This window comes from Haliea atlantica (assembly GCF_054779855.1).
Map to the genome: position 1 here is coordinate 18,036 of NZ_BAAGXL010000023.1, position 12,081 is coordinate 30,116.

Genomic DNA, 12,081 nt, shown 5'->3' on the forward strand with positions numbered 1-12,081 from the left:
GGGCGTGGCATGGCGGACAGGCGGCATCTGGCACATTGGCGAAACGACTTTCTGGAGAGTCACGGCCTGCCAGTGGCCTACCTGGAGCAGGCGGCGCGCTGGTTCGAGCCCATCGCCGCGGTCCTCGCGATGCACTGTTCCGGCGCAAATCGCCCCCTTCTGGTGGGCATAAATGGTGCGCAAGGCTCCGGCAAGACGACGCTCAGCGCCTATCTCTGTGAGTGGCTGGTGCGTGAAAAGGGGCTGCGTGCCCTGTCTCTGTCCATTGACGATGTTTACCGCACCCGCGCCGAGCGGCAGCAGCTGGCGCGGGATGTTCATCCACTGCTGGTGACCCGCGGGGTGCCGGGCACCCACGATATTCCTCTCCTGCTGCAAACCCTGGATGCCCTCGGCTCCGCGCCCGGAACCCTGCCGGTAGCGGTGCCGCGCTTTGACAAGGCTCGGGATGACCGTGCGCCGGCGACACACTGGCCACGGGTGCAGCCGCCCCTGGATGTCATTCTGCTGGAGGGCTGGTGTCTCGGTGCCGGCCCGCAGGCCCCCGAGGCTCTGGTGGCGCCGTGCAATGCCCTGGAGCGCGACGAGGACAGCGAGGGGCGGTGGCGAGACTACGTCAATCGGCAGCTCGGCGCCGATTACGCCAGCTTGCATGCCCGGGTGGATACCTGGTTGATGCTGCAGGCGCCATCCTTCGATGAGGTATTGCGCTGGCGCAGCGAACAGGAAGACAAGCTGCGTGCCAGGCAGTCGGGCGCGGGGGTCATGGATGCCGCCGCCCTCGGCCGTTTCGTGCAGCATTACGAGCGCCTGACACGGCATTGCCTGGAGACGCTGCCCGCTCGCATGGATCTGGTCTGGTCGCTGGATCGCCAGCGCCAGATCACGCACTGGCGCGGCCCCCTGGTGCCGGCATGAGGCCCCGCTTGCTGGTTGTCAGCGATCTCGACGGGTCCTTGCTGGACCACCACGATTACCGTTTCGATGCCGCCGAGCCCGCGCTGGCGGCCCTGCGGGAGCGGGGCATTCCCCTGGTGCTGTGCAGCAGCAAGACCCGGGCGGAAATGGAGCCCCTGCGCGAGTCGCTGGGCAACCGCGATCCCTTTATCGTGGAGAACGGTGCCGCGGTCTACATCCCGGTGGGTAGCCTGCGTCGGGCACCGCGCGATACCTGGCAGGAGGGAGACTACTGGGTGCGCGCCTTTGCGCCACCGCGTCAGCGCTGGCTGGATCTCCTGGCATCACTGCGTCCCCGCTTCGGCGATCACTTTACGCACTTCGACCGGATGGGGCTCGAGGGGGTGGTGGCCGCGACCGGGCTGGAGCGCCAGGCTGCGGCGCGCGCACTGCAGCGGGAGTACAGCGAGCCGGTGCTCTGGCAGGGCGACGAGCAGACGCGACAGGCCTTCCTGGCGGCTCTCACCGGGGCCGGAGCCACAGTATTGCAGGGGGGGCGGTTTCTCTCGGTGGCAGGTGATTGTGACAAGGGGCGGGCCCTGCGCTGGTTGCGCGCGTGCATCCAGCAGGAGGACCCGGCACGGGATGTGCATGACCTCGCTATAGGCGACAGCGCCAACGACAGTGCGATGCTGGAAAGTGCCCGCCACGCCCTGGTGATCCGTTCACCGGTGCACGACTTCCCGGCCTTGCAGCGGCAGGCACGCACCGACTACAGCCAAGGTTATGGGCCAGTCGGCTGGTGCGAAGGTGTCATGGCCTGGCTGGCGCGCCTGGACCCTTCAGCGACGGAGTGAACCCATGGGTGACTTTTACCAGAACGGCATCATCACGACTCTGCACAACCTGTCGCAGCGACCGGTGGATGAACTGGAGGCGGAGCTGCTGCAGTTTTCGCGGCAAAGGCCCCTGGGGCTGATCCTGCCCTCCCTCTATTCCGAGCTGGAGGGAGAGGCGCTGCCCCAGATTATTGCCGAGTTGGCACAGGTCCCCTACCTCTCGGAGGTGGTGATCGGTCTCGATCGCGCCGATCAGGCGCAGTTCCAGCACGCGCTGGAATTTTTCGGGGCCCTGCCTCAGCGCCATCGGGTGCTGTGGAATGACGGGCCGCGACTGCGAGCGCTGGATGCCGAGCTGCAGGCCCAGGATCTGGCGCCGCGGGAGCCGGGCAAGGGGCGCAATGTCTGGTACTGCATGGGTTATGTGCTGGCTTCCGGACGCACCGAATCCGTTGCCCTGCACGACTGCGATATTCTCACCTACGATCGCTCGCTGCTGGCGCGCTTGATCTATCCGGTGGCCCACCCGGGTTTCAACTACGAGTTCTGCAAGGGTTACTACGCCCGCGTCGCAGGCGGCAAGATCAATGGCCGGGTCAGTCGCCTGCTGGTGACGCCGCTGCTGCGGGCACTGAAAAAAACCCTCGGGGACATGGAGTACCTCGAGTACATGGACAGTTTTCGCTATCCCCTCGCCGGTGAGTTCTCCTTCCGTCGCGACGTGCTCACGGATATCCGCATTCCCAGCGACTGGGGCCTGGAGATCGGTGTGCTCTCGGAGGTATACCGGAACTACGCCAATAACCGCCTCTGCCAGGTGGATATCGCCGATGTCTACGACCACAAGCATCAGGACATGTCGGTGGATGACGACAGTCAGGGGCTCTCCCGGATGTCCGTGGATATTGCCAAGGCCCTGTTTCGCAAGCTGGCCACCCGCGGCGTCACCTTCAACAGCGAGTCCTTCCGCTCCCTCAAGGCCACCTACTATCGCATCGCCCTGGATTTCGTCGAAACCTACCACAACGATGCGATCATGAACGGACTGCGTCTCGATATTCACAATGAGGAGGTAGCGGTGGAGATGTTTGCGGAAAACATCATGAAGGCCGGGGAGGCTTTCCTGGCGCGACCCATGGAGCGCCCCTTCATTCCCGGCTGGAACCGGGTGATCAGCGCGATCCCGGATATCCTGGAGCGCCTGCAGGCAGCCGTTGAAGCCGATTCCGCCGAATTCGGAGTGCCGGCGTGAGTGGAGGGAATGGCGAGACAGACACCCTCGAGCGCCTGCGGGAGCGGGTCCGCCAACACCTGGAGGTCATCTATGCCGAGGTGCCCGGGGTCGAGGCCGACGCTGCGCTGGTGGCGTCGCTGCTGGATACCATGCGCCTGGGGGCGGAGGTGCAGGCGCCGGAACCCTACGTCAACCACTGGAGCGAGCGCGATGCGCTGCTGATTACCTACGGCGACAGCCTGCTGGGGGTGGGCGAAAAGCCTCTGCACACCCTGAAGCGCTTCCTCGATGCCCACGCCAACGACGTCCTCAGTGGCGTGCATATTCTGCCCTTTTACCCCTGGACCTCGGACGACGGTTTCGCCGTACTGGACTACTCCAGCGTCAACGAGGCCCTGGGCAACTGGCAGGATATCCGCGCCATCGCCGGGGACTACGACCTGATGGCCGACCTGGTCATCAATCACTGCTCCAGCCGCAGTGCCTGGTTCGAAAACTTCCTGCGCGATGAGGAGCCGGGCCGGGACTATTTCTTCACCGCATCGCCCGAGGTGGACCTGTCGACGGTGGTGCGCCCGCGGACATCGCCCCTGCTGCGCCCGGTCGAGACCGTCCGCGGTACCCGCCACGTCTGGTGTACCTTCAGTCACGATCAGGTGGATCTGGACTTTCGCAACCCGGAGGTGCTGCGGCAGTTCGTGGCGATCCTGCGCCTGTATCTCGACCAGGGAGTGCGCATCATCCGCCTGGACGCGATTGCCTTCCTGTGGAAAATCCCGGGCACCAGCTGCCTGAACCTGCCCCAGACTCACGAAGTGGTACGCCTGCTGCGGACCCTGGTGGAGCACGCCCGCCCCGATGCGCTGCTGATCACCGAGACCAATATCCCCAACCGCGAGAATCTGTCCTATTTCGGCAATGCCAACGAGGCTCACTGTGTCTACAACTTCTCGCTGCCGCCCCTGCTGATCAATACGCTGCTGACCGGGGACTGCACCTACCTGCGCCAGTGGCTGATGAGCATGCCGCCGGCCCAGAACGGGACCACCTATTTCAACTTCATCGCCTCCCACGACGGCATTGGTCTGCGCCCGGCGGAGGGGCTGTTGAGCGACGAGGAGCTGGCGGCGCTGATCGGGACCCTGCAGCGCTTCGGCGGCCGGGTCTCCTGGCGCGCGCTGGAGGGGGGAGAGCAGCGGCCCTACGAGGTCAATATCGCCCTCTACGACGCGCTCCAGGGGACGGTGTCAGGCAGCGACAGTCTCGGTCTGCAGCGCTTTGTCTGCGCCCACGCGATCATGTTTGCGTTGGAGGGAATTCCGGGTGTGTATATCCACAGCCTGCTGGGTACCCGCAACGACTATCAGCGCCTCGAACACAGTGGGCACAACCGCGCCATCAATCGCCACCAGTGGCAGTGGCCGGCGCTGGAGGCGGAGCTGGCGGACCCGGACAGCCCCCACCACCAGGTGCTGGTGCAGTTGCAGGCCCTGTTGCGCATCCGTGGCCGACAGCCGGCCTTCCACCCCAATGCGACCCAGTTCACGCTGCAGCTGGGCAGCGCGATGCTCGGCTTCTGGCGCCAGAGCCAGGACCGCCGCCAGAGCATCTTCTGTGTGAGCAACGTCAGCAACCAGGCCTGCGAGCTCAACTTGCGCGACCTCAACCTGATCGATACCGACAGCTGGCGGGACCTGATCACTGGCGAGCAGTTTGCAGGGGTCGATCACACCCTGACCCTGCAGCCCTACCAGAGTGTGTGGTTGAGCAACCGCTAGCGGCGGGGCGAATTCCCGTGACATAATCACGGTCCATTTTGTCCACATGCGGCGCTCATGACACTGCTGATCGCGTTTGCGATTCTCGCCATTGCGACCTCCTTCATCTGTTCGATCCTGGAAGCGGCTCTGCTGTCCATCACCCCCAGCTACATCGCCCAGCAGAAGCTGGAGCGGCCTCGGCTGTGGCGCCAGTTGCGGGAGATGAAGGACCAGATTGACCAGCCGCTGGCGGCCATTCTGACCCTGAACACCGTGGCCCATACGGTGGGCGCGACCGGCGTCGGGGCGCAGGTGGTCAAGCTCTACGGCGATGCCTACCTGGGTATAGCCTCGGCAGTGATGACGGCGCTGATCCTGGTGCTGTCGGAGATCCTGCCCAAGACCATCGGGGCGCGCTACTGGAATGTCATGGCGCCCTTCCTCCCCGCCGTCCTGAATTTCATGATTTTCACGCTGCGGCCCTTTATCTGGATGTCGGACCGCATCATGAACCTGTTCGGCGGCCAGCCGGTGGAGCATGACATCCGCCTGGAGATCAAGGCGTTGGCACTGCTGGGGCGGGAACTCGACAAGATCGACGAAGACGAGCAGCGGGTGATCAGCAACATTCTCGATCTCCATGAAGTCACTGTGCGCCAGATCATGACCCCGCGGATCGTCTGCGAGTTTGTGTCACCGGACCTGCCGGTGACGGATTTCCGCGATTTTGTCCGCGAGCACCAGTTTTCACGCTACCCGGTACTGGACCACGAGGAAGTACCCCTGGGCATGGTCTTTCGTCACGACCTGATCGACGCGGACCCGGATGCCACGGTGCGCGGGCTGATGAAGCCGGTCACCGTGGTGTCGGACCTGGACAGCGTGGAAAGCCTGATGATGCGCTTCATGGGTGAGCGTCAGCACATGCTGCTGGTTTACGACGAATACGGCAGCTGGCTGGGGCTGGTGACCATGGAGGACGTCATGGAGGCGATTATCGGCCAGCCCATCCTCGACGAGACCGACGACATCCCCAACATGCGGCGACATGCCCGGCGCCGTTGGAAAAATCGCCTCAAGACCCGCACCGAACCCGAGCGACAGCAGGTATAAGCGCGGATCTCGCCGAATTGCTGTGAAAGATGTAGGGTCGGCAGAGTCAAGGCATTGAGCCGGCCGGGGCCGGCTCAATGCGAGATCGGCCTCAGTTTTCAGCGATGACGTCCACCGCGAACAGTGCGGTGGTGCCGCTGACTTCGTTGCCGACAATCAGCAGGTCCTCGCCGCTGGGGCTGTCTTCGGCGGCGACGAAGCGAATCGATTCCGGCCCCAGATCCCCGGCCGCGGAGAAGTCCCCGGCATCCACCAGGGCCTCGATGTCCACGCTGAAGTCGCGGGTGTTCAGGTATTGCACAAACTCGGCGCGCTCGGGGTTACTGACGTCGTAGACCATGATGCCGCCGACCCGCTCCAGGCCGATGAAGGCATAGATTTTACCGTCTATCGTCGCCACCTCGATTGCTTCAGGTTCGGGACCCTTGTCGTCGGAACGGTCGTCGCCGCCGTTCTCATCGTTGCTGGCGTTGAAGTCCTCGCCGAGGCGTTCGGCGGTCAGGGTTTCAAAGTCGTTGCCGCTGTCGAAGACGCGCTCGCCGGTGCTGCCGTTCCAGATGCTGAATGAGCGTGCGCCGTAGCTGTAAAGTGCCTCGTAGACGCAGCCCTCGGTCGGCTGACCGGTGGTTTCCAGGCTGCCGGCTGGACAGTCGCGGACCCCCAGGTTGGCGATGACCTTGATTCGCCCGAGGTTGGCGTTGTCAGTCAGGGTCTCCAGATCTGGTGCGAAGCGCTGCAGGTTGGCCAGTTCGATGGTGGCACCGCTGTCCAGGATATCGCCGACGCGAATTTCGTCGAGGTAGTGGAAGCAGTCGCCGTCGTCGTAGTCAAAGCCGCCCTGGGCGCTGCAGTCTTCGCGACTCTCGGCATCCGTGAGGTATTCGCGGCCGTCGCCCTCGTTGGCGGTAACCAGATAGGTGATGCCGCTGACTTCGTAGCTGGTCATGCTGTCGGGCATGTAGACGCCGCGCAGGGGCCACTGGCGCAGGTTGATGCCGCCGTCGCGGTTGCTGGCATCCAGCTCGTTGCCCGGCAAGCTGTGGTCCTTGTAGCCGAGGCCGGTCACCTCGCTGATGATCCCGGCGTCGATATCGACCCTGGCGACAGCATTGTTTTCCTGCAGGGCCACCCAGGCGGTGCGGCTGTCGCTGGATACGGCGATGTATTCCGGCTCCAGGTCCTGGGCAATGGAGGCACTCTTTGCGGAAATGCGCACGTCTTCATCCAGGGCTTTGCTACCGCCGGTGTTGAAGTCGTTGAAGCGCAGCTGTTTGACGTTTGCTGCGCTGACGCTGCCGGCTCCAGCGGAGACATCAATCAGGGTAATGCTGCCCTCTGGATCCACGCTGTAATCACCGTTGGGCTCACCTTCATTGGCTACCAGCACGGTATTGCCGTCAGGAGTGAAGGTCAGCATATCCGGCAGGGCACCGGCCTCCACGGCGGACAGGAAGGTGCCGTCGGTCTGGTAGAAGGCCACCCAGCCGTTGTCCTGCTTCACGTCCGCTTCGACGGCCACTGCCAGGGTGTTTCCCGAGACCGCCACGCTGTTCGCTGCGCCAAGGGAATCGGGCCCGTCAAGCTCCACTACCGCGCCGGCAATATCCGCGGCCACATCCAGGGAGCGTGCCAGGGTGGGGGTCGAGGGGGCACTGATGTCCAGAATGTCGACCCGTCCAGAGTTGGCATTGACCACGAAGGCCTGGCGGGTGGCGGGGTCGTAGTCGACGATTTCCGCCGCACTCTCATCAAATTCACCGGTCTCGTAGCGGCCCAGGAAGGTCAACCCGATACGGCTGGCGGTGGCGTCCTCCCCGGGTGTACCGGGGCTGCCATCGAGCCCGTCGCGGCCATCGCGACCGTCGTCACCCTCGCAACCGGCAAGAATCAGGGGCAGGGTCAGGCAGCTGGCCAGCAGCCAGGGTCGGTGTTGGTAGGTCATGCGCTTTCTCCATGGATTGTCACTTGTGCCCCCATGGTGAGTCGCGTGTGTGACGGGGCGGTGGCACTTTGGTGAAAGAAGCGTGACGGTGGGCCGCCAGTCGCGCTTCCTGTAGCCGCCGATCATCGTGTTACACTCCGCTACCGGAGCCCCAGCCGGGGCCGATAACACGGACCAGAGTCAGGAAGTCGAGCCAGCATGATCATCAAGCCCCGCGTCCGCGGTTTTCTCTGCACCACCACCCATCCCCTTGGCTGCGAGGCCAACGTCCGTCACCAAATCGAGCATGTGCGCAGCCACGGCCCGATCGACAATGGCCCCAAGCGTGTGCTGGTGATCGGTGCCTCCACCGGCTACGGCCTGGCTTCGCGCATTACCGCCGCCTTTGGCAGTGGGGCGTCCACCCTGGGCATCTTCTTCGAGAAGGAGGGGACCGAAAGCAAGCCGGGGACGGCGGGTTGGTACAATAGCGCCGCCTTCCACAAGTTCGCCGACGCCGAGGGTCTGTATGCCAAGAGCATCAACGGCGATGCCTTCAGCGACGAGGTCAAACAGAAGACCATCGACACCATTCGCGCCGACCTCGGCCAGGTGGACCTGGTGGTCTACAGCCTGGCGGCCCCTCGCCGGGTGCACCCGAAGACCGGTGTGGTGCACAACTCGACCCTGAAGCCGATCGGCAAGCCAACGGTGCAGAAGGGCGTGAACACCGACAAGCAGGCAATCCAGGAGTTTCACCTGGAGCCCGCCAGTCAGGAGGAAATCGACAACACCGTCGCCGTGATGGGCGGTGAGGACTGGCAGATGTGGATTGAGGCCCTCGATGAGGCCGGCGTGCTGGCCGAGGGGGCGAAGACCACCGCCTATACCTATATCGGCGAGAAGATGACCTGGGACATTTACTGGCACGGAACCATCGGCGCCGCCAAGCAGGATCTCGACCGCCGCGTGGTGGATATCCGTGAGCGCCTGGCGGCGAAGGGCGGCGATGCGCGGGTCTCGGTGCTCAAGGCCGTGGTGACCCAGGCCAGCGCGGCGATTCCCGCGATGCCCATCTACCTGGCCATCCTGTTCAAGGTGATGAAGGAGCGCGGGGTGCACGAGGGCTGTATCGAGCAGATTGACAGCCTGTTCCGCGAGTCCCTGTACAGTCCGACTCCCCAGCTGGACGACGAGGGCCGGCTGCGTGCGGACCGCAAGGAGCTGGATCCCGCGGTGCAGGAAGAGGTGGCCCGTCTGTGGGAGCAGATTGACACCGACAACCTGCACCAGTTGTCGGATTTTGACGGCTACCGCCGGGAGTTCCTGCAGCTGTTTGGCTTTGAGGTCGACGGGGTGGACTACGAAGCCGACGTCAATCCGAAGGTCGATATCGCCAACCTGGTGTAGAGCCATGTTTGAACACGGAATCCCCCACGCGCTCTCGACCCGGGTGCGCCGGGTCGTCGCCCCCAACCCGGGGGTGATGACCGGCCCCGGCACCAATACCTACCTGCTCGGCGAGCGCGAGGTGGCGGTGGTGGACCCCGGCCCGGATCTGCCCGAACATATCGAGGCGATTCTCGATGCCGTCGGGGAGGGCAGCATCCGCTGGCTGATCTGTACGCATACCCATCCGGATCATTCTCCTGCCTGGCAGGCCTTGGCGGAGCGCACCGGTGCCGAAGTGATCGGCGCCCTGGCGGAAGACCGTCGCTTCCAGGACCCCACCTTTGCCCCCACCGAGGAGCTGGCGCACGACTGGTATCTGCAGACGGAAGAATTCAGCCTGCGCGCCGTGCATACCCCGGGGCACGTCAGCAACCACTACTGCTTCCTGCTGGAAGAGGAGGGCATGCTGTTTGCCGGGGACCACATCATGAACGGTTCCACCGTGGTGATTGTGCCGCCGGGCGGCGACATGCAGGCCTATATTGCCTCCCTGCGCTGCCTGCTGGAGTATCCCCTGGAGAGCATCGCGCCGGGCCACGGCGACCTGATTCACACCCCCCGCGAGGAAGTGGAAAAACTGGTCGCCCACCGGCTGGGGCGGGAGGCGAAGGTGCTGGCCGGTCTGCGCCAGCTGGGTCGCTGTGACCTGGATACCCTGGTGCGGGTGGTCTACGACGACGTCGACAGTGCCCTCCACGAGTGGGCCAAGCTGTCGATGACCGCGCATCTGATCAAGCTCGAGCGCGAGGGGCTGGCGCGGGCTCTGCCCGATACTGCAGAGTGGGAGCCACTGCCCGACTGAACCTGCCCCGGGCGCCTTCCGTAATACCAATAAAGACAGGAAAGGAGACCGCCATGCAAGGACTGATGATGGACATGCCGCTGACGATCACCATGATCATGCGGCACGCCGAACAGGTATTCGGTCAGCGGGAGATCGTCTCGGTGACTCGCGACAACCCGCGTCACCGCTACACCTATCGCGAGGCCTTCGCCCGCGCCCGGCGCCTGGCCAATGTGCTGGCGGGCTGGCAGCTGGCCAAGGGCGAGCGCATCGGCACCCTGGCCTGGAACGATTACCGCCACCTGGAAACCTATTACGCCAGCGCCTGCAGCGGGCTGGTCTGCCACACCATCAACCCGCGGCTGTTCCCGGAGCAACTGGTCTACATCATCAACCATGCCGAGGACCGCTACATCTTTCTCGATCCGGACTTTCTGCCCCTGGTGGAAAAGCTGGCGCCGGAGTGCCCCGGGGTGAAGGGCTGGGTAGTCCTCACGGATGCCGCGCACATGCCGGAAAGCGGGCCGGAAAATCTCCTCTGCTACGAAAGCCTGCTGGCGGATGCCTCCGATGTCTATGACTGGCCCCAGCTTGACGAGCAGGATGCCTGCGCCCTCTGTTACACCTCGGGCACCACCGGCAACCCCAAGGGCGTCCTCTATTCCCACCGCTCCACCATGCTGCATGCCTACGCCACGATGATGCCCGATGCCATGGGCCTGAGCAGCCGCGATGTGGTCCTGCCCATCGTACCCATGTTCCACGTCAACGCCTGGGGCAATCCCTATTCCTGCCCCATGGCCGGCGCCAAAATCGTATTCCCCGGCAACCGCATGGGCGATGGGGAAACGCTCTGTGCCCTGATCAATGAGGAGCAGGTGACCAAATCCGCCGGGGTGCCTACGGTGTGGCTGGCGCTGCAGGCCTGGTTGCGCAAAAGCGGCGGCTCAGTGCCCTCACTCGGCCAGATTATTGTCGGCGGCGCTGCCTGTCCCCTGTCCATTGCCGAAGAGTTCGACCGCCACGGGGTGGAAACCCGGGTGGGCTGGGGTATGACCGAGATGAGCCCCCTGGGCAGTGTCAATGCCAGTTTCGCCGAGCGGGACAGCTACAGCGACGCGGAATTCGCCAGGTTGCGTCTCAAGGCCGGCCGGCCGATTTTCGGTGTGGAGATGAAGATTGTCGACGATCATGGCGAATCCCTGCCCTGGGACGGCGAAGCCTACGGCTCCCTCAAGGTGCGGGGGCCCTGGATCGCCTCCCAGTATTTCCGGCAGGAGCCGGGCGATGCCCACGCCGAGCCGGGCTGGTTCGAGACCGGTGATGTGGCCACCATCGATACGGATGGCTATATGGCCATTACCGATCGCACCAAGGACGTGATCAAGTCCGGCGGCGAGTGGATCTCCTCCATCGAGCTGGAAAACCTGGCCACCAGTCACCCCAAGGTGGCCGAGGCCGCGGTCATCGGCCGCGTGCATCCGAAATGGAGCGAGCGGCCCCTGCTGATCGTGGTGCGGGAGGCCGACGCCCCGGGCCTGGATGCCGACACCGTGCTCGCCTGGTTTCGCGGCAAGGTGGCGGACTGGTGGATTCCCGATGCGGTGGAATTCGTCGACGAGATACCCCACGGTGCCACCGGGAAGATCAACAAGCTGGCCCTGCGGGAGCAGTTTGCGGATTACCGCTTTGCCGGGTGAGTCTGCTCAAGCTCGTGCTCAATCGCCTCCGCGACAAACTGGTTCAGGCTTTCCCCCCGGGCTTTTGCCGCTTCCGCGGCATCATGGTGCAACTTCTCAGGAATTCGCACCTGGAATTTACCCGAATAGCTCCGGTTCGGTGGGATGCCGGCTTCACGACAGGTGTCCAGGAAAGCTTGCAGTGACAGTCGACCCTCTTGGCGCAACGATTCCACGGTGTTTGCATAGAAGTCGGCGCCGCCATTCAGGCCGGTGAACTCACCGCGGAACATGTCAATTTCGGGGTCGTACTGGATGACGGCGCGATAACCGTCAATCAGCATGATGTTGTTCATGGTTCCACTCCGTGCTCATGCAGCCATTTTCGGATACTGGTGATGG

Annotated in this window: 10 protein-coding genes; 8 read left to right on the forward strand and 2 right to left on the reverse strand. The window is 64.1% G+C overall.

Features of this window, described 5'->3' with window-relative positions; genetic code table 11:
- The first annotated feature begins 9 nt into the window (after nucleotides 1–9).
- Genes ACYVGS_RS14870 through ACYVGS_RS14890 form a run of 5 tightly spaced genes read left to right on the forward strand, consistent with a single transcriptional unit; the run spans nucleotide 10 to nucleotide 5,843 of the window.
- Nucleotides 10–918, forward strand: coding sequence for a hypothetical protein (locus ACYVGS_RS14870; RefSeq protein ID WP_460589464.1), 909 nt, complete (start codon nucleotides 10–12; stop codon nucleotides 916–918).
- Nucleotides 915–1,754: an HAD-IIB family hydrolase gene (locus tag ACYVGS_RS14875; RefSeq protein WP_460589465.1), complete on the forward strand. Its 840-nt coding sequence runs from the start codon at nucleotides 915–917 to the stop codon at nucleotides 1,752–1,754. Before ACYVGS_RS14870 ends, ACYVGS_RS14875 begins: the two co-directional genes overlap by 4 nt.
- A 4-nt stretch (nucleotides 1,755–1,758) precedes the next feature.
- Entirely contained in the window at nucleotides 1,759–2,988 is a 1,230-nt protein-coding gene (locus tag ACYVGS_RS14880; protein WP_460589466.1) for a glycosyltransferase family protein, read from the forward strand.
- Complete coding sequence (locus ACYVGS_RS14885) at nucleotides 2,985–4,748, forward strand: alpha-amylase family glycosyl hydrolase (RefSeq protein WP_460589467.1); 1,764 nt, start codon at nucleotides 2,985–2,987, stop codon at nucleotides 4,746–4,748. The genes ACYVGS_RS14880 and ACYVGS_RS14885 overlap by 4 nt, the downstream gene beginning before the upstream one ends.
- A gap of 57 nt (nucleotides 4,749–4,805) precedes the next feature.
- A complete protein-coding gene (locus tag ACYVGS_RS14890) occupies nucleotides 4,806–5,843 on the forward strand; it encodes a CNNM metal transporter family protein (RefSeq protein WP_460589468.1) in 1,038 nt (345 codons plus the stop codon).
- A gap of 91 nt (nucleotides 5,844–5,934) precedes the next feature.
- Here the strand turns inward: ACYVGS_RS14890 and ACYVGS_RS14895 are convergent, their stop codons facing one another.
- Nucleotides 5,935–7,785, reverse strand: a complete 1,851-nt coding sequence (locus ACYVGS_RS14895) for a choice-of-anchor I family protein (protein ID WP_460589469.1) — start codon at nucleotides 7,783–7,785, stop codon at nucleotides 5,935–5,937.
- A gap of 198 nt (nucleotides 7,786–7,983) precedes the next feature.
- Between ACYVGS_RS14895 and fabV the strand changes: the two genes are divergently transcribed.
- Genes fabV through ACYVGS_RS14910 form a run of 3 tightly spaced genes read left to right on the forward strand, consistent with a single transcriptional unit; the run spans nucleotide 7,984 to nucleotide 11,700 of the window.
- The gene (gene fabV / locus ACYVGS_RS14900; protein WP_460589470.1) at nucleotides 7,984–9,174 is read left to right on the forward strand and encodes a trans-2-enoyl-CoA reductase family protein; all 1,191 of its coding nucleotides are present in this window, start codon (nucleotides 7,984–7,986) and stop codon (nucleotides 9,172–9,174) included.
- A 4-nt stretch (nucleotides 9,175–9,178) separates the two neighbouring features.
- A complete protein-coding gene (locus ACYVGS_RS14905; protein WP_460589471.1) occupies nucleotides 9,179–10,018 on the forward strand; it encodes an MBL fold metallo-hydrolase in 840 nt (279 codons plus the stop codon).
- 53 nt (nucleotides 10,019–10,071) lie between these two features.
- On the forward strand, nucleotides 10,072–11,700 hold the full coding sequence (locus ACYVGS_RS14910) for a long-chain-fatty-acid--CoA ligase (RefSeq protein ID WP_460589472.1): 1,629 nt from the start codon (nucleotides 10,072–10,074) through the stop codon (nucleotides 11,698–11,700).
- Here the strand turns inward: ACYVGS_RS14910 and ACYVGS_RS14915 are convergent.
- A complete protein-coding gene (locus tag ACYVGS_RS14915; RefSeq protein WP_460589473.1) occupies nucleotides 11,682–12,035 on the reverse strand; it encodes a type II toxin-antitoxin system HicB family antitoxin in 354 nt (117 codons plus the stop codon). The genes ACYVGS_RS14910 and ACYVGS_RS14915 overlap by 19 nt on opposite strands.
- Between the last annotated feature and the right edge of the window lie 46 nt (nucleotides 12,036–12,081).